The organism is Xanthobacter pseudotagetidis (assembly GCF_043194795.2).
Classification (GTDB): Bacteria; Pseudomonadota; Alphaproteobacteria; order Rhizobiales; family Xanthobacteraceae; genus Xanthobacter; species Xanthobacter tagetidis_A.
Map to the genome: position 1 here is coordinate 455,094 of NZ_CM195534.1, position 25,971 is coordinate 481,064.

17 protein-coding genes are annotated in these 25,971 nt (G+C 72.1%); 9 read left to right on the forward strand and 8 right to left on the reverse strand.

The window, feature by feature from the left end:
• Positions 1-93: 93 nt before the first annotated feature.
• Positions 94-1,452 (forward strand): putative bifunctional diguanylate cyclase/phosphodiesterase, encoded by a 1,359-nt coding sequence (locus V5F67_RS02110; protein WP_394021897.1) that lies wholly within the window; start codon positions 94-96, stop codon positions 1,450-1,452.
• A gap of 82 nt (positions 1,453-1,534) precedes the next feature.
• Here the strand turns inward: V5F67_RS02110 and lysA are convergent, their stop codons facing one another.
• The 3 genes from lysA to argH form a co-directional block, all read right to left on the reverse strand.
• On the reverse strand, positions 1,535-2,803 hold the full coding sequence (gene lysA / locus V5F67_RS02115; protein WP_394021896.1) for a diaminopimelate decarboxylase: 1,269 nt from the start codon (positions 2,801-2,803) through the stop codon (positions 1,535-1,537).
• 154 nt (positions 2,804-2,957) lie between these two features.
• A complete protein-coding gene (gene lptM / locus V5F67_RS02120; RefSeq protein ID WP_394021895.1) occupies positions 2,958-3,263 on the reverse strand; it encodes an LPS translocon maturation chaperone LptM in 306 nt (101 codons plus the stop codon).
• Between the two features lie 162 nt (positions 3,264-3,425).
• Positions 3,426-4,817 (reverse strand): argininosuccinate lyase, encoded by a 1,392-nt coding sequence (argH, locus tag V5F67_RS02125; protein WP_394021894.1) that lies wholly within the window; start codon positions 4,815-4,817, stop codon positions 3,426-3,428.
• 14 nt (positions 4,818-4,831) lie between these two features.
• Here argH and tlpA point away from each other — a divergent pair, with 14 nt between their 5' ends.
• From tlpA to V5F67_RS02150, 5 genes are all read left to right on the forward strand, one after another.
• A complete protein-coding gene (tlpA, locus tag V5F67_RS02130; protein WP_394021893.1) occupies positions 4,832-5,626 on the forward strand; it encodes a thiol:disulfide interchange protein TlpA in 795 nt (264 codons plus the stop codon).
• 312 nt (positions 5,627-5,938) lie between these two features.
• Positions 5,939-7,153, forward strand: coding sequence for a non-hydrolyzing UDP-N-acetylglucosamine 2-epimerase (gene wecB, locus V5F67_RS02135; protein ID WP_509210653.1), 1,215 nt, complete (start codon positions 5,939-5,941; stop codon positions 7,151-7,153).
• A gap of 3 nt (positions 7,154-7,156) precedes the next feature.
• Positions 7,157-9,508 (forward strand): hypothetical protein, encoded by a 2,352-nt coding sequence (locus tag V5F67_RS02140; RefSeq protein WP_394021892.1) that lies wholly within the window; start codon positions 7,157-7,159, stop codon positions 9,506-9,508.
• A gap of 84 nt (positions 9,509-9,592) precedes the next feature.
• Positions 9,593-11,710 carry a glycosyl transferase family protein gene (locus V5F67_RS02145; protein ID WP_394021891.1) on the forward strand — a complete coding sequence of 706 codons (2,118 nt, stop codon included), beginning with the start codon at positions 9,593-9,595 and terminating at the stop codon, positions 11,708-11,710.
• Positions 11,711-11,862: 152 nt separating this feature from the next.
• A complete protein-coding gene (locus V5F67_RS02150; protein ID WP_394021890.1) occupies positions 11,863-12,807 on the forward strand; it encodes an alpha-amylase family protein in 945 nt (314 codons plus the stop codon).
• 230 nt (positions 12,808-13,037) lie between these two features.
• On the opposite strand, the gene purH is transcribed toward V5F67_RS02150, so the two are convergent.
• The 3 genes from purH to rsmB form a co-directional block, all read right to left on the reverse strand.
• Positions 13,038-14,627, reverse strand: coding sequence for a bifunctional phosphoribosylaminoimidazolecarboxamide formyltransferase/IMP cyclohydrolase (gene purH, locus V5F67_RS02155; RefSeq protein ID WP_394021889.1), 1,590 nt, complete (start codon positions 14,625-14,627; stop codon positions 13,038-13,040).
• A gap of 118 nt (positions 14,628-14,745) precedes the next feature.
• Complete coding sequence (locus V5F67_RS02160; protein WP_394021888.1) at positions 14,746-16,485, reverse strand: heparinase II/III family protein; 1,740 nt, start codon at positions 16,483-16,485, stop codon at positions 14,746-14,748.
• A 178-nt stretch (positions 16,486-16,663) separates the two neighbouring features.
• Positions 16,664-18,055, reverse strand: a complete 1,392-nt coding sequence (rsmB, locus tag V5F67_RS02165) for a 16S rRNA (cytosine(967)-C(5))-methyltransferase RsmB (RefSeq protein ID WP_394021887.1) — start codon at positions 18,053-18,055, stop codon at positions 16,664-16,666.
• 233 nt (positions 18,056-18,288) lie between these two features.
• Here rsmB and V5F67_RS02170 point away from each other — a divergent pair, with 233 nt between their 5' ends.
• Both V5F67_RS02170 and V5F67_RS02175 read left to right on the forward strand, forming a co-directional pair.
• Positions 18,289-19,584, forward strand: coding sequence for an adenylosuccinate synthase (locus V5F67_RS02170; protein ID WP_394021886.1), 1,296 nt, complete (start codon positions 18,289-18,291; stop codon positions 19,582-19,584).
• Between the two features lie 38 nt (positions 19,585-19,622).
• Positions 19,623-20,978, forward strand: coding sequence for a hypothetical protein (locus V5F67_RS02175; protein ID WP_394021885.1), 1,356 nt, complete (start codon positions 19,623-19,625; stop codon positions 20,976-20,978).
• 241 nt (positions 20,979-21,219) lie between these two features.
• Here V5F67_RS02175 and mutS read toward each other — a convergent pair whose 3' ends face one another.
• Together mutS and htpX are read right to left on the reverse strand one after the other, a co-directional pair.
• Positions 21,220-23,934, reverse strand: a complete 2,715-nt coding sequence (gene mutS / locus V5F67_RS02180; protein ID WP_509210602.1) for a DNA mismatch repair protein MutS — start codon at positions 23,932-23,934, stop codon at positions 21,220-21,222.
• A 212-nt stretch (positions 23,935-24,146) separates the two neighbouring features.
• Positions 24,147-25,094, reverse strand: coding sequence for a zinc metalloprotease HtpX (gene htpX / locus V5F67_RS02185; RefSeq protein WP_394022219.1), 948 nt, complete (start codon positions 25,092-25,094; stop codon positions 24,147-24,149).
• Positions 25,095-25,365: 271 nt separating this feature from the next.
• Between htpX and fae the strand changes: the two genes are divergently transcribed.
• Positions 25,366-25,872 (forward strand): formaldehyde-activating enzyme, encoded by a 507-nt coding sequence (gene fae, locus V5F67_RS02190; protein ID WP_394022218.1) that lies wholly within the window; start codon positions 25,366-25,368, stop codon positions 25,870-25,872.
• The last annotated feature ends 99 nt before the right edge of the window (positions 25,873-25,971 follow it).

Below are 25,971 nucleotides of genomic sequence, written 5' to 3' on the forward strand. Positions count from 1 at the left end.
ACCTAGAGCGTGGAGACCGGCGGCGTACCGCCCAGGCAAACGAAACGCACGGCGGGCTGCCGCACGGGCAATAGAACGGATCGAGCGAGGAGAATGACGACCGAGGCCACAGATCAGCCGGGAGGACCGTGGCGGTCGGAATATCTGGCCCTGCATGATCCCCTGACCAATCTGCCGAACAGGCTCCTGATGATGGAGTTCCTGTCGGGCGCCCTTGGCACCGCGCGCGAAGGCGACCGCACGGTGGCGGTGCTGGCGATCGACCTCGACAATTTCCGTTCCGTCAACGAGAGCTACGGCCTCAATGCCGGCGACGCCATCCTGTCGGAGATCGCGCGGCGGCTGCGCCGCTGCGTCCGCGACAACGACCTCGTGGCGCGCACCGGTCCGGACGAGTTCGTGCTTGTCGCCACCGGCGTCGCCGGCCTGAAGACCGTCGAAGGCCTGTGCCGCCGGCTCCAGGAAGCCATCAACGTGCCCGTCAACCTGTCCGAGGGCACCTCCTATCCGCAGGTGGCCATCGGCATCTCGCTCGCCCCGCTGGACGGGCTCGATGCGGACGAGCTGGTGCGCAGCGCCGAGCGGGCGCTGGAACGCGCCAAGTCGGACGGCCCGGGGGTCTGGCGCTTCTATTCCGCCGACATGAACGACGAGGCGAGCGGCCTGCGCTCGCTGGAGGGCGACCTCCGCCGCGCCATCACCTCTGACCAGTTCGTGCTGCTGTTCCAGCCGCGCTGGAACACCAAGACCCTGGAAATCCTCGGCGTCGAGGCCCTGATCCGGTGGGATCACCCCCAGCTCGGCCGGCTCGCGCCGGACGAGTTCGTGCCGCTGGCCGAGAAGAGCGGGCTGGTGGTCCCACTCGGGGAATGGGTCTTGCGCAAGGCTTGCGACACCATTTCGCGGCTGCCTCAGCTCAACGTCTCGGTGAACGTGTCGGTGGTCCAGTTCCGCGGCGGCGAGCTCGTCGGCACGGTGGAATCGGCGCTCAAGGCCTTCGACCTGCCCGCCCACCGCCTGGAGCTCGAGATCACCGAGAGCGTGCTGATCGAGAACACCGACAAGGCGCTGGACATCCTGATCCGGCTCAAGGGACTGGGCGTGCGCCTGTCCATGGACGACTTCGGCACCGGCTATTCCTCGCTCGGCTACCTGCGAACCTTCCCGTTCGACGCCCTGAAGATCGACCGCCGCTTCGTCGGCGACCTGGACCAGAGCCGCGGCGCGCTCGCCATCGTCCAGGCCATCGTCGGGCTCGGCCGGGCGCTGGGCATGCAGGTGGTGGCCGAGGGCGTCGAGACCGAGAGCCAGCTCGAATGCCTGCGCAACGACGAGTGCGACGAGGTGCAGGGCTTCTTCCTCGGCCGTCCCATGACGGAAGAGGCGCTGCTGGACTTCATCTCGGCCCACGGGCTCGCGCAGCCGCAGCAGAGCCACGGCTTCGCGAACTGAGCCACGGCGCTCCGGGGCCTGATCACCCGGGCCAAATTCATACGAGCCAGCTTCACCCGAGCCAGATTTACCCGAGCCAGATTTACCCGAGCCACGGCGCCATGCGGTCGAGGCCGATCAGGGCCCGCGCGTCGACGCGCGGGCGCACCACCGCCGCCGTTCCCCCGCGCACCAGCACCTCCGGCACCAGCGGGCGGGTGTTGTAGAAGCCGGACTGCACCGCGCCATAGGCGCCGGCGGTCATCACCGCCAGGAGGTCGCCCGCCTTCAGCTCCGGCAGCGGCCGGTCGAGGGCGAGGAAATCCCCGGTCTCGCACACCGGCCCCACCACGTCCGCCAGCATCATGGGCGCGTCGGCCGCGGGCTCGGCGACCGGGATGATGTCGTGGTGCGCCTCGTAGAGGGTCGGGCGGATCAGGTCGTTCATGGCCGCGTCGACGATGACGAAGGTCTTGCCCTCGCCCTGCTTCACCCGGATCACGCGCGTGACCAGGATGCCGGCATTGGCGACGATCATGCGCCCCATCTCGAACACCAGCGGCAGGTCGAGCCCGCCGAGCGCGCGCTCCACCACCTTCGCATAGGCGTCGGGGGCGGGCGGAACGGGGTCGGAGGCCGCATAGGGCACGCCGAGGCCGCCGCCGAGGTCCAGATGGTGCAGCCGGTGGCCGGCGGCCATGAGGTCGCGCGCCAGCTCCGCCAGCAGCGCCACCGCATTGTCGAACGGCGCCATGTCGGTGATCTGGCTGCCGATGTGCATGTCGACGCCGGCGATGGCGAGGCCCGGCAGGCGCGCCGCCTCGTCATAGACCTCCCGGGCGCGGGAGATGGGGATGCCGAACTTGGTGGCCGACTTTCCGGTGGAGATCTTCTTGTGGGTCCTGGCGTCCACGTCCGGATTGACGCGGATGGAGACCGGCGCGGCGCGGCCGAGGCTCCGGGCGACCTCGGAGAGCAGGACCAGCTCCGGCTCGCTCTCCACGTTGAAGCACAGGATGCCGGCGGCGAGCGCCTGCGCCATCTCCTCGCGCGTCTTGCCGACGCCGGAGAAGACGATGCGATCCGCCGGCACGCCGGCCTCCAGCGCGCGCATGAGCTCGCCGGAGGAGACGATGTCCGCGCCGGCGCCGAGGCGGGCCAGCGTCGCGATCACCGACTGGTTGGAATTGGCCTTCAGCGCATAGCAGAGCGTCACGTCGCGGTGGGCGAACGCCTCCATGAACACGCGGTAGTGCCGCTCCAGCGTGGCGGTGGAATAGCAGTAGAAGGGCGTGCCCAGCGTTTCGGCGAGCGACGTGAGGTTCACGTCCTCGGCGTGGAGGCTGGCATTGCGATAGGTGAAGTGGTGCATCGGAAACGGGTGGCTTGATCAGGTTGGGCCGTCTGAGCCGGCACTGGACTGCGGACGGAACGCCCGTCCTGCGTCCCGCATGGCGCCCCTCCCATCGCGCGCCTCCTGAAGCACGCTTGCGTGCTCCCGTGCGGCTCCCGGAGCAAGCGGCCGCTCAGAGCAGGCCGTCGAGGATGAACGGCTGGTTGGGCCGGCTGGCGCCCTTGAGCTGCTCGGGCTCTGCGGAGGTATTCCTGTTGGTGGTGCCCGACGTCCAGCCGGTGCTGCTGCCGGACCCGCCGATCAGGGGCGTGCTCGAAGAGGAGCCGTTCCTGCTGGCGCTGGCATCCGCAGCCGCCGCGGCGGGCGCGGGGGTGGCATGGGCGCCCGGAGGCAGCTCCAGCGGCCCCTTGACGCCGCAGCCGGCGAGCGCCAGCGCCCCGGCGAGCGCCAGCGCAACGCGAGCCGCTCCCGCGGGCACCCGACCGGCGGGGCTCCGGGCGCGCCGCGCCGCGGCGGCAGGGTCAAACGATCTGAGGCGGGCCATCACGATCCGTGCCATCCGATGAATTTGCCGCCACTATAGTCCCTGGCGCGCCAAAGGCGAGCGGGAACAGAGGCGCGAGCGGGCGCCGGCATCGCTTCATGCCGGCGTGTCACCCAGACGCTTCAGCCAGCGCCTGGCCTGGGCGCGCACCCGCGTCGGCGCGGTGCCGCCATAGCTGACGCGGCTGCGCACCGAGCGCACCACCGAGAGCACCGAGAACACGTCCTGCGTGATCCTGGGCTCGATCTGCTGCATGTCGGCGAGCGGCACCTTGTGGAGCGCTATGCCGCGCTCGGACGCGAGCGCGACGATCCGCCCCGTCACATGGTGCGCCTCGCGGAACGGCATGTTGAGGGTGCGCACCAGCCAGTCGGCGAGGTCGGTGGCGGTGGAATAGCCCTGGCCGGCCGCCTTCTCCATCCGCCGCGCGTCCGGCTCCAGGTCGCGCACCATGCCGGCGGTGGCGGCGATCACCAGCGACAAGGCGGAGAAGGCGTCGAACGTGCCTTCCTTGTCCTCCTGCATGTCCTTGGCATAAGCGAGCGGCAGGCCCTTCATCACCACCAGGATGGCGGTGAGGGCGCCGACGATGCGCCCGGCCTTGGCGCGCACAAGCTCGGCGGCGTCCGGATTGCGCTTCTGCGGCATGATGGACGAGCCGGTGGTGAAGGCGTCCGACAGCTTCACCAGCGCGAACGAGGGCGAGGTCCAGATCACCACCTCCTCGGCGAAGCGCGACAGGTGGATCGCGCAGATCGAGGCCGCCGCCAGCGTCTCCATCACGAAGTCGCGGTCGGAGACGGCGTCGAGCGAGTTGGCGGTGGGCCGGTCGAAGCCGAGCGCCCTGGCGGTGGCCTCCCGGTCGATGGGGAAGGAGGTGCCGGCGAGCGCCGCCGAGCCCAGCGGGCACTCGTTGAGGCGCGCCCGCGCGTCCTTCAGCCGGCCGCGGTCGCGCGCCACCATCTCCACATAGGCCATGAGATGATGGCCGAAGGTGACCGGCTGCGCGGTCTGCAGGTGGGTGAAGCCCGGCATCACGGTTCCGGCATGGGCGAGCGCCTTTTCCGCCAGCGCGCGCTGGAGGTCGGCGAGCTGGGCGTCGAAGGCGTCGATGGTGTCGCGCACATAGAGGCGGAAGTCGGTCGCCACCTGGTCGTTGCGCGAGCGCGCGGTGTGGAGCCGGCCGGCCGGCGCGCCCACGAGCTCGGCGAGGCGGCTCTCCACGTTCATGTGGATGTCTTCCAGCTCGCGGCGGAAGGTGAATTTGCCCTGCTCGATCTCTGACAGGATCGTGTCTAGACCCTTGGCGATGGTCTCGGCATCTTTCGCCGCCACGATGCCCCGGGCGCCCAGCATGGCGGCATGGGCCTTGGAACCGGCGATGTCCTGCGCGTAAAGACGCTGGTCGAAGCCGATGGAGGCGTTGATCTCCTCCATGATGGCGTCGGGGGCGGAAGAGAAACGGCCGCCCCACATCTTGTTGCTCATTTTGGACCTCCGGTATGGTGACGCTCGACCCCTCGAACCCGCAGATGGAAGACGCCGGCCGGACGCCGGCGGAGCCCGCGTCCGGCGCGGCTCCCGCATCCGGAGGCCGCGCGACTTCCTTTCGCGCCATCGGCGTCGTGGCGCTGGCCACCGTGGCGGGCGCCGCGGTCGGCGCGCTCGCCCTATACGGGATGAACCGGCTTCCCGGCAATGCGCCAGCCGCCGCCCCGGCGGCGCCGGCGGCTCAGGTGGCGAGCGCGGCCGATCCCGCCTGCGCGCCGGCGGTGGCGCGCGCCAAGGCGCTCGAGCCGCTGGTGAAGGGCGAGATCGCCGCGCTCAGGCTTGCCACCGAGCCGCGGCGGCTGCCGGCGCTGAGCTTCGCCGATGCGTCCGGCAAGCCCATGAGCCTGCAGGATTTCGAGGGCCGCACCGTGCTCGTGAACCTGTGGGCCACCTGGTGCGTCCCGTGCCGCAAGGAGATGCCGGCGCTCGACACGCTCCAGGGAACGCTGGGCAACGGGTCCTTCGAGGTGGTGGCGATCAACCTCGACACCCGCGATCCGGAAAAGCCCAAGTCCTTCCTCGGCGAGATCGGCGTGAAGCACTTGCGCTACTTCGCCGACCCGGCGACCAAGTCGTTCCAGGCCCTGCGCAGCGCCGGACGCGGCTTCGGCCTGCCCACGACGCTCATCGTCGACGGCAAGGGCTGCGAGATCGCCTATCTCGCCGGCCCGGCCGAATGGGCCGGGCCCGAGGCGGTGGCGCTGCTGCGCGCCGCCATCGCCGACCGGCGGGCGCAAGCGCGATAAGGGCGCGTTAACCATGTGCGTTAACCACGCCTGTTAACCAATTCTTAAATTGGCGCGGCAGGCGGAGGCGGCCCGTTCCGCCCACCCGGAGCGGGCAGACTCCATTTAGGTAAGCGCGGCTTAAGCTTCCAGCAACCTTCGGCATCCACACTGCTGACCGCGACTCCGCTTCGGTATCCTGGTATCCTGTTTCCAAAGCGGCCGAGGCTCCTGAACCGTGTGATGAGTCTAACTCGGCGCGCCGCGTGCCGGATTCTTTGTCTTGACAATCATTTGTCCCGGCTTCATCGAAATTTGCTGAGATGCTGAGTGGTGGGATCATTGAAAATTCTCTCGATCTTCGGCACACGGCCGGAGGCCATCAAGATGGCTCCGCTGGTTCAGGCGCTTGCGCGTGAGCCGGGGATCGTCTCGCTCGTCTGCGTGACGGGCCAGCATCGGGAAATGCTTGATCAGGTGTTGGATTTCTTCGGCATCGAGCCTGATTTCGACCTCAAGCTCATGGTCCGCAACCAGAGCCTCAACGCGCTCACAGGCGCCATCTTCTCCGGCCTCGACCCGATCCTGGACGCGGAATGCCCGGACCTCGTCCTGGTGCACGGGGATACCACCACGGCGATGGCCGCCTCGCTCGCCGCCTTCCACCGCCGCATCCAGGTGGGGCACGTGGAGGCGGGACTGCGCACCTACCGCATGGACCGGCCGTTCCCGGAAGAGATGAACCGCCGCGTGGTCGACGTCACCGGCGCGCTCCTGTTCGCGCCCACCGCGGGCTCCAAGGCGAACCTCCTCAGCGAGCACGTGGAAGGCGAGATCACCGTCACCGGCAACACCGTGATCGACGCCCTGCAGGCGACCCAGTCCCGCATCGCCGGAGACGCCGCATTGCGCGCCCGGCTCGACGCGCCGTTCGCGAACCTCGATCCCGCGCGGCGCCTGATCCTCGTCACCGGCCATCGCCGGGAGAGCTTCGGCGCGGGCTTCCGCAACATCTGCGACGCGCTGCGCATCCTGTCCGAGCGCCAGGACGTCGAGATCGTCTATCCGGTCCACCTCAACCCCAATGTCGAGGGCCCGGTGCGCGAAGCCCTGGGCGGGCGGGCCAACATCCATCTGCCCGGCCCGCTGGACTACCTCTCCTTCCAGCGCCTGCTCGACCGCGCGCACATCGTGCTCACCGATTCCGGCGGCGTGCAGGAGGAGGCTCCGGCGCTCGGCAAGCCGGTGCTGGTCATGCGGGAGGTGACGGAACGGCCCGAGGCGGTGGAAGCCGGAACGGTGCTGCTGGTCGGCACCGTGGTCGACAAGATCCTCGCCGCCGCCCGCCACCTGCTCGACGACGACGACGCCTATGCGCGCTTCGCCGAGATCATCAACCCCTACGGCGACGGCCAGGCATGCCGGCGCATCGTCGACCGCATCTGCGGCCGGCCCGTGGACGAGTTTTCCGCCGACGCCACCCCGTCCAAGGCGGCGCCCATCCTTCGGCCGGTCGACGGCCTCCCCATTATGGTCGCGAGAGACTAAGAGATGGCACCTCATCACACCCGGCGCGCAGCGCGCATCCTGCCCCTCGCCTTCGCGGCAGCCCTCGGGCTCGCCGGGACGGCATCGGCCCAATATCCGCTCCAGGCCCAATATCCCGGCCAGGTCCAGCCCGCACAGGCGCAGACCGCCGCCCCGGGCCAGCTCCCGGCGCCCGGCCAGCTGCCCGCGCCCGCCGCGGCCTATCCCGGCGCGTACGCGCAGCCGGTCCCCTCGCCCCAGAACGACGCCATTTCCGCCGCCCTCAACGAGCGGGCGCGCGACACCCGGGTGACGCGCCGCATCACCCTCTCCGACCTCGGCATCGAGGGGCCGGTCGTGCTCCAGGGCCTCGACGCCCGGCGCGACATCTACCTGCCGGTGCCCGCCCGCGTGCCGCTCTATGACGCGCGCATGGTGGTGGACGCCGACTATCTGCGCGGCGACGGCGGCCGCACGACGCTGGTGCTGATCGTCGACGGCAACCCCGTCTTCTCGCGCCGCCTGGAGGGCGAGAGCGGCTCCACCACCGCCAATCTGGCGGTCGAGGGCAACCCGCGCGACAGCGGCTTCGTCCGGCTCGGCCTCGCCTGGTCGTCGGTGATCGGCGAGGACCTGTGCGCCGACGAGCGCGCCATCGGCAATGCCGCCAAGATCCGCCCCGGCAGCCACTTCACCTATTCCTTCGACGCCGGCGCGGTGCGCGACCTCTCCACCGCCTGGAGCGCGCTGCCGGGCGTCGGCGTGATGCTGGTGGCGGGCGGCACGCTCGCCAAGGAGAGCTACGACACCGCCTGGCGCCTCGGCCTCGCGCTCGAAGGCTCGGGCAAGCGCCTGAAGGTGAAGACCCTGCCCGTGGTGGGCGACGAGGTGGACCTCACCGACCTCGAAGTGCCGGCCACCCTGCGCTCCATCGCCCCCTTCTCCTCGTTCGTGGGCGGTGGCCGCTACAAGATCAAGGACCTGTCCGAGGTCGGCGCGCTGCTGCTGCTCGGCGGCTCGCCGCTGGCCGCCGACGTGGCGGTGGCGGACAGCGCGCTGCTGACCGGCCTGCGCACCGCGCTCGACGCGGTGGCCGCGCGCCTCGGCGGCGCCAGCCCGGCCCTGGCGGAGTGGCGCCAGCGCGCCGCCAGCCTCACCGCGGCGGTGATCTCCCCGGACGAGGTGAGCCTCCAGTCGCTCGCCGGCCAGCCCGTCATCGCCGTCGGCATCAATGCCGGCGCCAAGGCGGCCGACCTGTTCGACGGCTTCTGGCGCAACGCCCTGTCCGGCGGCACCGTGAACGTGCGCACCGCCGCCTCCCCGCCGCTGACCGGCGACCGGCTGCCTCTGTCGAGCCTCGGCGCGGCGGCCGGCAACATCGACGTCCTCTCGCGCGGCGACTGGGTGGTGAACTTCGACCTCGCCGCGGCCACCGGCGGCACCAGCCTGCCGAGCCGGGTCAACCTGGAAGTGGCGGCCGCCCCCGGCGCCTCCACCTCCGACCCGGTCGCGGCGGTGTTCCTCAACGACGTGCTGCTCGCCGCCAAGCGCCTGAAGGCCAACGGCGAGCCGGAGCAGATCAGCGCCGCCATCCCGGCCTATGCGCTGGCGGCCCGCAACGTGCTGCGCGTCTCGTTCCAGCGCCAGCCGGTGAGCGACCGCTGCCGCGAGACGCCCCAGGCGTTCCCGGTGTCGGTGCTGCCCTCCAGCAATTTCGAGCTCGGCGGCACCTCGCCCGGCGCGGACTTCCTGGGCGTGATCTCGGCCATGGCCGGCGGCGGCAAGCTGGTGGTGCCCGACACCTACCTGTCGACCCAGAGCCAGAGCCTGCCGCGGGTGGTGCGCGCCGCCGCCGCCGCAGGCCTGCCGGCCGGCACCAGCAGCTTCGACGTCGCCCCCGCGGGCGCGCCCTACCGGGTCGCCGGCACCTTCCTCGCCATGGACGTGCCCACCCAGGGCGCCAACCTGAAGGCGCGGGTGGAGGGCGACCGCCTGGTGGTCGGCACCGACGAGCAGTCCCGCCTGCTGGACATCTCCGGCCTCAAGAACGTGGCCCTGGTGCAGGCGCTGCGCGCCGACGCCTATCGTGGTATCCTCTGGCAGAGCGTGGGCTCGGTGGCGGTGACGCCGCAGAAGTCCGTGCGCCTGTCGCGCGGCGACGTGGCCCTGGTGGGCATCGACGGCACGCTGATGGAGATGTCCGCGAGCGGCGCCGCCCCGGGCACCGTCCGCCTGCCCGACACCGAGGGCGCCGCCGCCACGCTGCAACGGCTGTGGCAGAGCTCCGCCGACTGGGGCCTGCCGCTCGGCATCGGCGCCGCGGCGCTGTTCTTCCTCCTGCTGGTGCGCGCCACCCAAGTGCGCCGCAGGGGCTGACGAAGACCGGACGCCGGCCTCCGCGCCGGCGTCCCTCCTGTACTCCGTCCGAGCCGCCGACGGCGGCTCCCGAGGATCGCAGCCATGGAGCTGTACTGGCCCTACCTTCTGGCGGAATACATCCGCGTCGTCGAATACGTGGCGGCGGTGGTGGCCGTATTGATCCTCATCTCCTCGCTCGACGACCTGTTCGTCGACTTCTGGTACTGGACCCGCCGCGTCTGGCGCCGCGTCACGGTCGAGCCCTACATCCGGCCGCTCACCGCCAGCGCGCTCTACCAGAAGGACGAGCAGCCGATCGCCATCATCATCCCCGCCTGGCACGAGGCGGACGTGATCGCGGCCATGATCGAGAACGCGGTGAGCGTGCTCGACTACCGCCGCTACATGATCTTCGTCGGCACCTATCCCAACGACCCGGAGACCATCGCCGAGGTCGAGCGCATGCGCCGGCGCTACAAGCAGCTGGTGCGCGTGGAGACGCGCCATCCCGGCCCCACCAACAAGGCGGACTGCCTGAACGCGGTGGTCCAGGCGGTGTTCCAGCACGAGATGATGACCGGCACCCAGTTCGCCGGCGTGGTCCAGCACGACTGCGAGGACGTGCTGCACCCGCTGGAGCTGCGCTTCTTCAACTACCTGCTGCCGCGCAAGGACCTGATCCAGATCCCGGTGGTGTCGCTGGAGCGCCACTGGTCGGAGGTGGTCGCCGGCATCTACATGGACGAGTTCGCCGAGTGGCACGCCAAGGACCTGATCGTGCGCGAGAGCGTCGCCGGATCGGTGCCGTCCGCGGGCGTGGGCACCTGCTTCTCGCGGCGCGCGCTGATGGCGCTGCGCGGCGACGGCACCGGCGAGGTGTTCAACACCGAGAGCCTCACCGAGGACTACGACGTCTCCAACCGGCTCGCGCGCGAGCACATGCACTGCATCATCGCCCGCTTCCCGGTGGAGTTCCGCGTGCGCCGCCGCACCCTCTTCGGCTATGGCCCGGAGAAGGAGATGCAGCTCGTCATGCCCCTGTGCGTGCGCGAGTTCTTCCCGGACACGTTCCGCACCTCCTACCGCCAGAAGGCGCGCTGGGTGCTCGGCATCGCGCTCCAGGGCTGGCGCCAGATCGGCTGGAAGGGCTCCTGGCAGTCGAAATACTTCCTGTTCCGCGACCGCAAGGGCATCGTCACCTCCATCGTGGCGGTGATGGCCTACGTGCTGGCCGCGCACTTCCTGCTCATCTACTTCGCCGAGCAGTTCAACCTCCTGCCCGCCCGCTTCCCCTCGATCTTCGCCACCGAGGGCTGGCTGCTGGCAGTGCTGGCGGCGAACGCGCTCTGCTTCGCCCTGCGCATGGCCCAGCGCTTCTACTTCGTCACCGCGGTGTACGGCTGGGAGCAGGGCCTCATGTCCATCCCGCGCCTGGTGATGGGCAACTTCGTCAACTTCGCCGCCACCGTGCGCGCCTGGCGCATCTTCATCTCGCACCTGATCTTCGGCACGCGCATCGTCTGGGACAAGACCATGCACGACTTCCCGGAGGCCTCCGCCTTCGACCAGCGCCACCAGCGCCTGGGCGAGCTGCTGCTCACCTGGCAGGCGGTGACGCCGGAGCATCTGGAAAACGCGCTGGAAGTCCAGGGCAAGCGCCAGCAGCCGCTCGGGCGCATCCTCGTCGCCCATGGCTGGCTCGACGAGGAGACGCTGGCCGAGGCCATCGCCTTCCAGGCCAACCTGCCGCGCACCCATGTCACCGAGCAGATGGTGCGCACGTTCCAGGATCTCCTGCCGCTCGACGTGATGGTGCGCTGGCGCATCGTGCCGATCGGCCGCGACGAGACCGGCCGCCTGGTGGTGGCCACCACCTCGCCGCTGGGCGCCCGCGCCAAGGAGGAGCTGCGCGCCGCCGCCGGCGACGTGCCCGAGCAGCGCATCGCCCGCGAGAGCGAGATCAATGACGGCCTGCGCCTGCTGCGCGGCGTCGGCGACACCATCGAGGGCCAGCAGTCGGCGCCGCTGCTGGGCGACATCCTGCTGGAGCGGGGCCTGATGCGCCGCGAGGCCTTCGAGGCCGCCATGGACCAGTACCGCCCCGAGGAGGACGGCCGAATCGGCGAATACCTGGTGCGCTGCGGCGTGGTGCAGGCGGAAGCCCTCGAAGCCACCCTCAAGGAGCAGGAACAGCGCGTCGCCCCGCTGGTGCCGGCATAAATTTATCGCTGGCGCCGCGGCGAGGCCGCGCGCGCATCCTGATGGTAAGCCATTGAGGCGGCGCGCCCTTCGCGGCGCGCCCGGCGCCGGCACCGGACACGCCGCCGCCGCGCAGACCCGATCACACCTGCGGCGGGCCTTGCAGCCATGCCGTGACCCAACATATGCATGACGACATGGATCGCCGCACCCTCATCATCGCCGGAGGCGCCGCCGCGCTCGGGGCGCTCGGCGCCGACCTCTTCCTGCGCGAGAACCGCGCGGCGACACCGCATCCGCCCGCGCCGCCGCCGCCGGTGAGCCCGGCCGAGACCACCGCCAGCATCGACCCGCCCGAGCGCAACCTGATCGACGGCATCGTCTGGCAGCTGCTCGCCAGCATGCTGGATCCGCACGGGGAATGGCAGCGCATCGGCGCCCATTCGCTGCTGCTGCAGTGGACGGTGCTGGACGGGGTGTCCTTCATCCCCAACCTGCTCGGCCTGCCCACCATCGAGGACGCGCCCAACTGGCGCCGCATCCAACGCGAGCCGTGGGCGAAGAAGATCATCATGGGCCTCGCCTCCTACGGCAACGAGCCCAATGCCCGGCGCGACGTGGCCCAGCTCGCCGCCCTGTCGGCCAAGGTCGCGCGCGCCAGGCTGCCGTTCAAGCCGTCCGCCTTCTACTTCCCGGTGGAGATCGACCCCACCTGGCAGGCCGCCGGCCAGATCGGACCGCTGCTCGCGGACATTCCGCGCCCACTGTGGGTGAGCTGCTACGACAATTCCAACGTCGGCGGCGCCGCGCTGGGCGACTGGCTCGCCAGCTTCCTGCCGAAGGACGTGGGCGTGATGCTCCAGGACGGCCTCGGCGGCCACATGCGCACCGCCGAATCCGCCCGCCAGTACGTGGAGGCGCTCAGGGTGCGGCTCGGGCCGGAACGGGTGGCGCTGATCGCCGAGGCGTTCCGCCCGGACGGCTCCGGCGGCCTGCGCCCCGCCACCGCCCAGGAGCTGAGGCCCCAGCTCGACACCTATCGCGGCATCGAGACCTTCGTGTTCGAGGGACCGCATTATCTCAGCCGGCGCATCATCCGCCAGCTCACCGAGGGCTGAGCGCGCGCGGGCGCGCTCCCGCCCCCGAACCATCCCCGAGGACAGCCTGCTCCCGCGACCACCGGCTTGACCCGGCCATCCACGTCTTGCGGCGGGGCGCGCCCATCTGCAACGGAGCGCCGGCGGCGCGGCGGGATGCCCGGCACGAGGCCGGGCATGACGGCGCGCGAGGAGCGGCTGGTGTCCGTCGATACGCCGCCCGGACCGGCTCGATCGGACCGGATCGCCCCTCAGTGCCGGAAGTGGCGCACGCCGGTGAACACCATGGCGAGGCCGGCCGCGTCGGCGGCGTCGATCACCTCCTGGTCGCGCATGGAGCCGCCCGGCTGGATCACCGCCGTCGCCCCCGCCGCCACCGCCGCCAGCAGCCCGTCCGCGAACGGAAAGAAGGCGTCGGAGGCCACCACCGATCCCTTCGTCAGCGGCGCCGCGAGGCCCGCCGCCTCGGCCGCGTCCTCGGCCTTGCGGGCGGCGATGCGGGCCGAATCCACCCGGCTCATCTGCCCGGCGCCGATGCCCACCGTGGCGCCGTCCCTGGCATAGACGATGGTGTTGGACTTCACGTGCTTGGCCACCCGGAAGGCGAAGCGCAGGTCCGAGAGCTCCTGGTTGGTGGGGGCGCGCTTCGTCACCACCTTCAGCTCCACATCGTCGGCGCTGGCATTGTCGCGGCCCTGCACCAGGAGACCGCCCGCCACCGTGCGCACGTCGAGGCCGGCCGCGCGCGGGTCCGGCAGGCCGCCGGTGATGAGCAGGCGCAGGTTCTTCTTGGCGCCCACCACCGCGATCGCCTCCTCGGTGGCGTCGGGGGCGACGATCACCTCGGTGAAGATCTCCACCATCGCCTTCGCCGCCTCGGCGTCGAGCGTGCGGTTCACCGCGATGATGCCGCCGAACGCCGACACCGGGTCGCAGGCGAGCGCCTTGCGGTAGGCGTCCGCGAGCGAGGCCCCCTCGGCGACGCCGCAGGGATTGGCGTGCTTGACGATCACCACCGCCGCCGTGCGCGCGGACGGAAACTCGGCCACCGCCTCGAAGGCGGCGTTGGTGTCGTTGATGTTGTTGAAGGACAGCTGCTTGCCCTGCACCTGCCGCGCGGTGGCGACCCCCGGCCGGCTCTCGTCCGAGGCGTAGAAGGCCGCGCCCTGGTGCGGGTTCTCGCCATAGCGCAGGGCCTCCAGCAGCTTGCCGCCGAAGGCGCGGTAGGGTGGCGCATCGAGCTTCAGCTCGCGCGCGAACCAGTTGGAGATGGCGGCGTCGTAGGCCGCGGTGCGCGCATAGGCGGCCTGGGCGAGGCGCCGGCGCAGCGCGAGCGTGGTGCCGCCGTGCTCGGCGATCTCCGAAAGCACCGCCTCGTAGTCGGCGGCGTCCACCACCACCGCCACGTCGTGGTGGTTCTTGGCGGCGCCGCGGATAAGGGCAGGGCCGCCGATGTCGATATTCTCGATGGTCTCGTCGAAATCGGCGCCCCGCGCCACCGTCGCCTCGAACGGGTAGAGGTTCACCACCACCAGGTCGATGGGGGCGATGGCGTGCTCGGCGAGCGAGGCCTGGTGGCCGGCGTCGGCGCGGATGGCGAGGATGCCGCCGTGGATCTTCGGGTGCAGGGTCTTCACCCGCCCGTCCATCATCTCCGGAAAGCCGGTGAGGTCGGACACGTCCTTCACGTCGAGGCCGGCCTCGGCGAGCGCCTTGCGGGTGCCGCCGGTGGAGACCAGCTCCACCCCGCTCTTGGCGAGGGCGGACGCGAACGGCACCAGTCCGGTCTTGTCCGACACCGAGATCAAGGCGCGGGTGACGGGACGGATATGGGCGGACATGAGGCGGCTCCGGCTGGTGGCGCGCCCGACCGGGGCCAAAGACCGGCCGCGCGGGCGGATAGGCGAACGACGTTTCGCCGCTCGCCTATCACCATTGGAGCCGGGGCGGAAGCGTCCCTCAGCGGGCGGGACGCAGGGGTGCGCCGGGCGCGGGGGTCGCCTCGCGGGTGCGCACGAAGGTCCAGATGAGGCGGGGCGTGCGCTGGGTCGAGCCGGCGAGCACCAGCTGGGCGGTGCGGCGCGGCCCGCCGGGGGCGGCGAGATAGACGCTCTCCTCCACCGCCAGCGGCACATGCGGCGCCGCGAACGCCCAGGCCTCGCCATTGGGCAGGCTCAGCAACGCGGTATGGGGATCGTCCAGCCGCTCCACCCGCACCGTGGGATGGAGATGGAAGCGCACGGCGAACGGCGCGTCCGGCACCGCGCTCCCTTCGGCGGCGGCGCGGAACACGTCCTCGCCGTCGAGCCGACCGCCCTCCTGGGCCAGGCGGAAGGAGCGCTGGTGGATCACCCCGAATGGATCGAGATAGCCGTCATGGCTCGCCCGCAGCAGCACCGCGCCGCCGCGGGCGCCCCGCTGCACGTCCACGGTGCGCGGCCCGGCGACGATGGGCACGCCCATGATGCGGCTCGCCCGCGCGCTCTGGAGGAAGCGGCACGAGGAGGTGTCGGCGATCACCGCCGTGGAGTGGGCGGCGGTGGAGCGCGCCACCTGCCGCCAGGTGTCGCGGGCGGTGGCCGGCACGCCGCAATTGACCACCATGCGGCTGCGGCCGGAGGAGAACTCGAACGACAGGCAGCCGGCATGCGCCTCCCAGCTGGCCGAGACCGGCGGCGGCGTGCCGGTGTCGGCGATCAGCACGCAGCCCTTGCCCTCCAGGCGCTGGTAGCCGCTATAGGGCGCGTTCGCCACCGGCGCGCCGCGCGCGTCGTCGAAGGCGAGGATGGTGGCGAGCTGGTCCGCCGCCGTGTGGCCCATGCCGTTGAAGTGGGCGAACGCGCCGTCCCCGTGCCGGAAGAAGCGCAGCATGGGCATCATGCGGTCGACCGCGTTCATCATCTCGGGCGGCGCCGGCAGGTTGCGGGCCGCGAACGCCTGGCGCAGCGGCAGAAGGTCCAGCAGCAGGTCGATCAGCATGCCGGGATTGCGCGAGAGCGGTCCGCCGTCCGGCAGGATCTGGCGCTCCAGCTCCTCGGCGAGGCGCCGCTCGGCCGCCTTCATCAGGCGCCCCTGGTCGGACATGCACAGGCCGGCGAAGGCGAGGGCGAGCAGCGCCAGCAGGCGCGGATAGCCGTCCGGCGCCTCGCCGGCCGCCCGGCGCAGCTGGCGCACCTGCCGCGCCAGCGAGCGCATGAAGCGGCGGTAGAAATCGTGGTCGGCGTCCTGCAGCAGGAAGGTCGCCTGGGTCAGCCAGGAGATCACTCGCCGGGCGGTCACGTCCGAGCGGGAGGCGAGCGCGCGGGAGGCGCCGGGGTCGCGCATCCAGTCGCCCACCAGGGCGCGGGCATTGGCGCGGGCGATGGTGGTGCCGGCGGCGCGCAGGTGGCGCAGCCAGCCGAAGCCGTGCAGGGTCTCCGCCCACTCGATGGAGGGTGGCACCAGCTCGAACGGCGTGCGCCCGTCGAGGCTCACCACCTTGCCGGCGAAGGCGAAGCGGCCGGCATAGAACTCGCTCGCGAGGGTGGCGTCGCCGGTGCGCAGGTCCTGCGGGGCGATGAGGAGCCGCTCGGGCACCGGGACCGGGACATAGGACAGCGCCACGTCGCCGCCGCCGGCGCGCGCCACCAGCGCGCGCACCCACGCCCCGGCGACGATGCCGGCAAGTCGCGCCCGCTCCGCCACGCTGCCCCGGCTCACCTTGGTCCCCGCTCCCTTCTGGCCGCGAAAGGGGGCCGGCAGGCTCAGGGCGCCAAGCCCGCGCAAGGGCCGAAGCACGCCACCAGACCGCCCGCCATTCTCGTCCATCTGCGCCCATCCCTCTGGCGGATCGAGCGAAACATTCGCTCGCCGCGTTGACGGACGGGCGCGGCGCGCCTTACCGCAGCCGGCGCAGGCGCGTCGCGAAGAAGCCGTCGAGCCCCGAGCGCTCCGGCTCGCCGCGCACCCATCCGCTCGGCAGTGTGCGCAATTCCCCTTGAGGAGTTATGAACGGATCGATGCCGGCGATCTCCCCCGGCGCGAGCGGCGCGCGGGCGAAGTCGGGATGGGCGGCGAGGAAGCGCTCCACCTGCGCCTCGCCCTCCTCGGGCTCCAGCGAGCAGGTGGAATAGACCAGCGTGCCGCCGGGCCGGACCAGGTCGGCCGCATGGGCGAGGAGCCGGCCCTGCAGCTCGGCCAGCGCCGCCACGTCGCCCGGGCGCTTGGTGATGGCGATGTCGGGATGGCGCCGCAGCGTGCCGGTGGCGGTGCAGGGGGCATCGAGCAGCACCGCGTCGAACGGCCCGTCGCGGAACTCCAGCACGTCGCCCGCCACCACCTTGGCGGAGAGCCTGAGCCGGGCGAGGTTCTCCTTCAGCCGGCCGATGCGCGCGCCGGAGCGGTCCACCGCCGTCACCTGCGCCCCGGCGGCGGCGAGCTGGGCGGTCTTGCCGCCCGGGGCGGCGCACAGGTCCGCGACCTTCAGGCCCTTCACCTCGCCCAGAAGCCGGGAGGGAAGGGCGGCGGCGGCGTCCTGCACCCACCATTCCCCGTCCGCGAAGCCGGGCAGCGCGCGCACCGGGCCGGCCTGGACGATGCGCACCGAGCCGGTGGGCAGCACCTCGCCGCTGAGCGCCTGCGCCCAGCGCTCCGGGTCCGCCTTCACGGTGATGTCGAGCGGCGGCTCCACGGCGTTGATGGCGCAGATGGCGCGCGCCGCCTCGGCGCCGTAGGCCGCGCGCCAGCGCGCGCGCAGCCAGTCGGGCGTGTCGGCCTCGACCGGGTCGATGCCGGCGAGCAGCGCCTGCTTCTCCCGCGCCAGGCGCCGCAGCACCGCGTTGGCGAGCGCGGAGAAGCCGGCGGTGGAGCGGTCGGCGCGGGCGAGATCGACGCTGAGGCCGACCGCCGCATGGTCCGGCACGTCCATGAACAGCAGCTGCGTCGCCCCGGCGAGCAGGATCGCCTCCAGGCGCGGCGCCGATTTCGGCAGGCCGCGCTCCAGCAGCCTGCCGAGCACCAGGCGCAGGGTGCCGAGGCGCCGCACCGCGGTCGCCATGATGCGGAAGGCGAGCGCCCGGTCGCGCGGCTCCAGCGCCGGGTCGAAGCCCTCGGCCGCCTCCTCCAGCGCGGCGCCGTGGCGCAGCACCTTCTCGAGCCCGTCCACCGCCAGGACGCGGGCGGCAAGGCCCGGAGCGGCCGGCGGGCGGGGCCGGCGCTCGGGCGGACGGGCGGGCGCCCCCGAACCGGAGCGGGCGGGGGGACGGGACGGCGGACGGGAAGGAGGTCTCATCGCCGCAGATAGAGCATGAAGCGGCGGCCAAACCAACCTCGGCGCCAGGCGCGGCCCCAGCTGCGGCCCGGAACGCCGTTAGCCGGGCACCATCGGCGGCGGCGCCCAGCCTTGCCTCCCGTGCGGCGATCCCTTAAGACGCCAGCTAAACGCCCCGGACCAGCGCCGGGGCTTTGTTTTGTCGCGCGGGCCGCATGGCGATGATCCGCGCCGCTTCGAGGAGGCTCCACCCCGTGGCCAACGTGGTCGTGGTCGGCTCGCAATGGGGCGACGAAGGCAAGGGCAAGATCGTCGACTGGCTCTCCGAGCAGGCGGACGTGGTGGTCCGCTTCCAGGGCGGCCACAATGCCGGCCACACGCTGGTGGTGGGCGGCGTCACCTACAAGCTGTCGCTGCTGCCCTCGGGCGTGGTGCGCCCCGGCAAGCTGTCGGTGATCGGCAACGGCGTGGTGCTCGACCCCCAGGCGCTGGTGGACGAATTGGCGCGCCTCGCGGGGCAGGGCGTCGTGATCGGCCCCGAGCGCCTGCGCATCGCCGAGACCACCCCCCTCATCCTGCCGCTGCACCGCGAGCTCGACGCCTTGCGCGAGAACGCGACGGTGGAGAGCGCGCGCATCGGCACCACCAAGCGCGGCATCGGCCCGGCCTATGAGGACAAGGTGGGCCGGCGCGCCATCCGCCTGGTCGACCTCGCCGAGCCGCAGACGCTGCCCGGCAAGGTGGAGCGCCTGCTGGCGCACCACAATCTCATCCGCCGCGGCCTCGGCGTCCCAGAGGTCGACGCCACCACCCTGGTGTGCGAGCTGAACGCCATCGCCCCCAAGGTGCTGCCGTTCATGGACCGGGTGTGGGAGCTGCTCGACCACGCCCGGCGCGAGGGCAGGAAGATCCTGTTCGAGGGCGCCCAGGGGGCGCTGCTCGACATCGACCACGGCACCTATCCGTTCGTGACCTCCTCCAACACGGTGGCGGGCGCGGCCTCCAGCGGCTCCGGCATCGGCCCCGGCGCGCTCGACTACGTGCTCGGCATCACCAAGGCCTACACCACCCGCGTCGGCGGCGGCCCCTTCCCCACCGAGCTCACGGACGAGGTGGGCAAGACGCTGGGCGAGAAGGGCCGCGAGTTCGGCGTCGTCACCGGCAGGGCGCGCCGCTGCGGCTGGTTCGACGCGGTGCTGGTGCGCCAGACCGTGCGCACCTGCGGCATCCACGGCATCGCGCTGACCAAGCTCGACGTGCTCGACGGATTTACCGAGCTGAAGGTTTGTGTCGGCTACAAGGTGGACGGCAGGCAGATCGACTACCTGCCGGCGGAGAGCGGCGCGCAGGCGCGGGCCGAGCCGATCTACGAGACCATGGAAGGCTGGCAGGATTCCACCGCCGGGGCGCGCTCCTGGGCGGACCTGCCGGCGGAGGCCGTGAAATATGTGCGCCGCGTGGAGGAGCTGATCGGCTGCCCCGTGGCGGTTTTGTCCACAAGCCCGGAGCGCGACGACACCATACTCGTGCATAATCCCTTCCAGGCCTGACCCCAGGGCCACCCAACGGAGCGCGAAGCAAAGTCCCGATGGCCGATTATTTCCCGCTTCTGGCTCGCGCCATTTCGAGCCTGCCGCAGAAAAGCGCCGAGAGCCGTCGCGCGGTCTACGATCGTGCCCGCGCGACGCTGCTGCGCCAGCTGCGCAGCGTCGACCCGCCGCTGCCGGAAGGCGAGATCACCCGGGAGCGGATGTCGCTGGAAGACGCGATCCGCCGCGTGGAGGCGGAGTTCCCGCCGCCGCCCGAAGCGCCGCCGGAAGCGGCCGAAGCCGCGCCCGAGGAGGCGCCGCCGCCAGCCGCCGCCCCGCCCGCCTTGCGGCCGCCGGCCCAAGGCGAGCCCCGGCGCATCGCCCCGCGCGCCTTGCCGGCCAACGATGCCCCCGACGAGACGGCCGCGGACCCCCAGCGCCGCGAGGCCCCGCCGCGCCCGCGCGCCGATGGCGATCAGGAGGGGGCGGAGGCCGCCGAGGCCGGAACCGACCCCCGTCCCGGCCTGCGCCGGGGCGAGGTGCGCAGCCGCGGCGCCGCCAACGGCGCCAAGCGCAAGCCGCGCAAGAGCGAGCGCGGCGGCTCCTGGCAGAAATTGATCCTGTGGGCGCTGGTGGCGTGCGTGGTGCTGGGCGGCGTCGCCCTCGCCGTGGTCAACAGCCATCTCCTCCTGGGCGGCGACGGCGGCGGCCCGGCCCCGGCGGCGGATGCCCAGAAATCCGCCGACCGCGTCGCGCCCACCACCGACGGCGCACGGCGCACGCCGGCCGCGCCGCGCCCCGCCGGCACCCCCGGCACCGCCCAGCGGGCGGTCCTGCTCGAGGAGACGCCCGGCGGCGGCCAGCCGCAGAGCTTCGACGGCACGGTGACCTGGAAGACCGAGACGGTGAGCGCCGGGCCGGGCCTGCCGCCCGACATCGGCGTGCGCGGCGAGGTCACCATTCCCGAGCGCCAGATCAGCATGACCTTCGTGCTCCGGCGCAACACCGACCCGACCCTGCCCGCCTCCCACACCATCGAGGTGAACTTCACGCTGCCGAAGGACTTCCCGTTCGGCGACGTGGCGAGCGTGCCGCTGATCGCGGCCAAGCCCAATCCCCAGGCGCGCGGCACGCCGCTCGCGGGCCTGTCGGTGAAGGTCAACCCGACCCTGTTCCTGGTGGGCCTCGCCCCGGGCGCCTCGGAGAAGCAGCGCAACATGGCGCTGCTGCAGTTCTCGCAGTGGATCGACGTGCCGGTGGTGTTCTCGAACAGCAAGCGCGCGCTCATCACCCTGCAGAAGGGCGAGCCGGGCGACCAGGCGTTCAACGACGCCTTCTCCGCCTGGGGCGAGCTGCTGCCGCGCCCGCCGGCCCAGGACCAGCAGCAACAGCAGCCGGCCCCGGCCGCGCAGTAGCGCCAGCGGGACGGCCCCGCGCGCGCCGTCATGGCCGGGCTTGTCCTGGTGGGCGTCCACGCCGGGCCGCCGAGGCTGCGCTGGGAATGTTTGCGCCACGCCGCAATGCGTGGATGGCCGGGACAAGCCCGGCCATGGCGGCATGTCCCGGAAGGGGCTGTCCTCATAAGCCCCGAACGCATCAAAAAAGGCCCGGCAGAACGGCTCCGGTAACGCAGGCCAATCCGCCCCGCGCGCCAAGCTACTGCGCCAGCCCCTTCAGCCGGTAGAGCGCCTCCAGCGCGTCGCGCGGGCTCATGGCGTCGGGATCGATCCCCTCCAGCGCCGCCCGCAGCGGGTCCGGCCCCGAAGGCGCCCCCGGGGAGGCCGGCACCGGGCGCAGGGCCGCGAACAGCGGCAGGTCGTCCACCAGCTTCTGCGCCGGCGAGGCGCGCTCGGCCGCCTCCAGCTCCGCCAGCACCGCCCGGGCGCGGGCGATCACCTGGTCCGGCAGGCCGGCGAGCTTGGCCACCTGGATGCCGTAGGAGCGGTCCGCCGCGCCCGGCACCACCTCGTGCAGGAAGATCACGTCGCCCTGCCACTCGGTGACCTTCACCGTGGCGTTGACGAGGCGGCGGCAGCGCTGGGAGAGCGCGGTCAGCTCGTGGAAATGGGTGGCGAACAGCGCCCGGCAGCGGTTCACCTCGTGCAGGTGCTCCAGGCTCGCCCAGGCGATGGACATGCCGTCGAAGGTGGCGGTGCCGCGGCCGATCTCGTCCAGGATCACCAGCGAGCGATGGGTGGCCTGGTTCAGGATCGCGGCGGTCTCCACCATCTCCACCATGAAGGTGGAGCGCCCGCGCGCCAGGTCGTCCGCCGCGCCGACGCGGGAGAACAGGCGGTCCACAACGCCGATGCGCGCCGCGCGCGCCGGCACGAAGGCGCCGGCCTGCGCCAGCACGCAGATCAGCGCGTTCTGCCGCAGGAAGGTGGACTTGCCCGCCATGTTGGGGCCGGTGACGAGGACGATGCGCCCGTCCGCCTCGCCTTGCGGCGGGGAGAGGTCGCAGCCGTTGGGCACGAACGGGCCGCCGTCGCGGGCCAGCGCCTGCTCCACCACCGGATGCCGCCCGCCCTCGATCAGGAACGCCGCGCTTTCCTCCATGCGCGGGCGCACATGGCGCTCGCTGACCGCGAGCTCGGCAAGGCCGGTGGCGACGTCGAGCTCGGCGAGCGCCTCGGCGGCGGCGCGGATCGCCGGGGCCGCCGCCACCACCTCGGCGGCGAGCTGGTCGAAGATCGCCTGCTCCAGGCCCAGCGCCCGCTCGCCGGCGGAGGCGATGCGGCTCTCCAGCTCGCCCAATTCGACGCTGGAGAAGCGCACCGCGCCGGCCATGGTCTGGCGGTGGACGAAAATTTCGGCGAACGGCGGCTCGCGCAGCCGGTCGGCGTTCTGCGCCGTCACCTCGACGAAGTAGCCGAGCACGGCATTGTGCCGAATCTTCAGGGACTTGACGCCGGTCTCCTCGACGTAGCGACGCTCCAAAGCGGCCACCACGCGCCGGCTCTCGTCGCGCAAGGCGCGGGTGGCGTCGAGGTCGCCGTCATGGCCCCTGGCGACGAAGCCGCCGTCGCGCCGGTGGGCGGGCAGCTCCTCGGCGAGCGCCTGGGCAAGGCGCGCCGCGAGCGCCGCGTCCACCGCCGCCAGCGCCGCCGCGGCGCGGGCGAGGTCGGCCGGGGGCGCGGCGCCGAACAAGGCGGCGAGGTCGAGCGCGCCGGCAAGCCCGTCGCGCACCGCCGCGAGGTCGCGCGGGCCGCCGCGGCCCAGAGCGAGGCGGGTGAGGGCGCGCGCCATGTCGGGGGCGCGGGCGAGGCGGGCGCGCAGGTCGGCGCGCAGGCCGCCGTCCGCGACCAGGACATCGAGCGCGTCGTGCCGGTCGCGGATGGCGGAAAGGTCGGTGAGCGGCTCGGCGATGCGCCGCGCCAGCAGGCGCGCCCCGGCGGCGGTGACGGTGCGGTCGACCGCGTGGAGCAGCGAGCCGCGCCGCTCGCCGGAGGTGGTGCGCACCAGCTCCAGGTTGGCGCGGGTGCCGGCGTCGATGGCCATGACGCCGCCGTCCGCCTCCTTGCGCGGCGGCGCCAGCACCGGCCGGGCGCCGAGCTGGGTGCGCTCCACATAGGCCACCACCGCCGCGGCGGCGGTCAGCTCGGCGCGGCTGAAGGCGCCGAAGCCGTCGAGCGCCGCGACGCCGAAGAAGGCGGAAAGGCGCTTGTCCGCGCTCGCCCCGTCGAAGGCGGCGCGCGGCAGCGGGGTGACGGCCGGAAGCGCGCGCAGGATCTCCTTCAGCGCCGGGTCGTCATAGAGCGCGTCGGAGACCAGAAGCTCGGCCGGGTCGATGCGCGCGAGGTCGCCGGCGAGCGCATCGGCCGCGCTGGCGATCACCCGGAACGCCCCGGTGGACATGTCGGTGAAGGCGAGCGCGTAGGAAAAATCCGCGCCGGAGGCGCCGGTGCGGGCGAGGGCGGCGAGCACGTTCTCGCGCCGGGCGTCGAGCAGCGCGTCCTCGGTGAGGGTGCCGGGGGTGACGAGGCGCGTCACGTCGCGGCGCACCACGCTCTTCGGGCCGCGCTTCTTGGCCTCGGCGGGGTCCTCCAGCTGCTCGCAGACCGCGACCCTAAAGCCGAGGGCGATCAGCTTGTGGAGATATTCCTCCGCGCGCTCGATCGGCACCCCGCACATGGGGATGTCCGCGCCCAGGTGCTTGCCGCGCTTGGTGAGCACGATGCCGAGCGCGCGCGAGGCGGCCTCGGCGTCCTCGAAGAACAGCTCGTAGAAGTCGCCCATGCGGTAGAACAGGAGGCTGTCCGGGTTCGCCGCCTTGATCTCCATGTACTGCGCCATCATGGGCGTGACGCGCGCCTCCTCCGCCTTGGCGGGCGGGGCGGCGGGAGCGGGGGCGGGCGTGTGCGCGGTCATGGGCCGCGAGGCTAAAGGGCGCGGGCGCCCCTGTCAGCGCGCTTGGGTCCGCCTTCGACAGGAAAAGGGGGGTGGTCCAAGTCCACCGCCATGGCCGGGCTCGTCCCGGCCATCCACGCCGGGCCGATCTCCCGGCGTCCGCAAGGCGCGCCCGGTCGCGGGACGTGGATGCCCGGCTCAAGGCCGGGCATGACGGTTTGGCGCGAAGCCCCTCACCCCCAGGGGCCGCGGCCGCCGCTCTGGCCGCCGCCCCACGGTCCGCGGGGATCGGGGCCGGCGGGCGCCGGGCGGGCGCCGCGGAAGGCGCCGCCCATGCGGCGCGCCAGCTCGGTCAGGGCGGCGATGCGGTTCTCCGCCGCCGGGTGGGTGGAGAACAGATTGTCCATCCGCGCCCCCGACAGCGGGTTGATGATGAACATGTGCGCGGTGGCCGGGTTGGCCTCGGCCTCGTAGTTGGGCACCTGGTGCGCGGCGCCCGAGATCTTCGCGAGCGCGCTGGCGAGCGCCATGGGGTTGCCGGAGATCTCGGCGCCGCCCCGGTCGGCCTCGTACTCGCGCGAGCGCGAGATGGCCATCTGCACCACCATGGCGGCGAGCGGGGCGAGGATCACCATGGCGATGGTGCCGATGGCGCCGAACGGGCTGCCGCCCTCCCGGTTGTGGCCGCCGCCGAAGAACATGCCGAAGTTCGCCAGCATGGAGATGGCGCCGGCGATGGTGGCGGTGAGCGTCATGGTCAGGGTGTCGTAGTGCTTGATGTGCGCCAGCTCGTGCGCCATCACGCCCGCCACCTCGTCGGGGGTGAGCATCTCCAGCAGGCCGGTGGTGGCGGCCACGGCGGCGTTCTGCGGGTTGCGGCCGGTGGCGAAGGCGTTCGGCTGCGGGTTGTCCATGATGTAGACCTTGGGCATGGGCAGGCCGGCATTGCGGGCGAGCTGGCGCACCATGCCGACGAGCTGCGGCGCGGTGCGGTCGTCCACCTCGCGCGCGCCGTACATGCGCAGGACCATCTTGTCCGCGTTCCAGTAGCTGAAGATGTTCGTGGCCGCGGCCACCAGGAAGGCGATCATCATGCCGCCCTGGCCGCCGATCATGTAGCCGACGCCCATGAACAGCGCGGTCATGCCCGCGAGCAGGATCACCGTCTTCAGATGGTTCATCGTCCTCCTCCAGAAATCCGGCCTTGCGCCGGATCGTCGCAATAAGGATGGGAAGCGGCGCCTTCCCCTGCAAGAGGCCCGGCAACAGGCGCCCCGTGCCCGCCGCGCCGCCGCTTGCTGGCGGCAGGGGGCTCGGCTAGGTTCTGCCGCGCTATCTGGCGAACCGGTCCGGCCTCCCCGCCGGACGCTGCAACAAGGATAGGCGGCGTGGAACCGCTGCCCGTTTCCGGCGGCGGCCACCCATGGATCCATCCGACGAGGGAGGCTGAAGATGGCGAAGATTTCCAAGGTCCTGGTGGGCGAGGCGCTGGTGGGCGAGGGCAACGAGGTGGCCCATATCGACCTGCTGATCGGCCCGCGCGGCAGCGCGGTCGAGACCGCGTTCTGCAACAGCCTCACCAACAACAAGGACGGCTTCACCTCGCTCCTGGCGGTGATCGCCCCGAACCTGCCGTGCAAGCCCAACACGGTGATGTTCAACAAGGTGACCATCAAGGACGCGCGCCAGGCGGTGCAGATGTTCGGCCCGGCGCAGTACGGCGTCGCCAAGGCGGTGCAGGACTGCGTCGCCGAGGGCACCATCCCCATGGAGGAGGCCGACGACATCTTCATCTGCGTCGGCGTGTTCATCCACTGGGAGGCGGCGGACGACGCCAAGATCCAGCAGTACAACTACGAGGCCACCAAGCTCTCGATCGAGCGCGCCGTCGCCGGCACCCCGACCGCGGCGACCGTGACCGCCGAGCGCGACAAGGCCAAGCACCCGTTCGCGGCCTGAGGGCCGGCAGGTTCCGGGCCGGCCCGCGCTCGCACGGGCGCGACCGGCCGGAACGCGCCTGCCAGCCTGAACGTACCCGCGCGGGGCTGAAACCGCCGC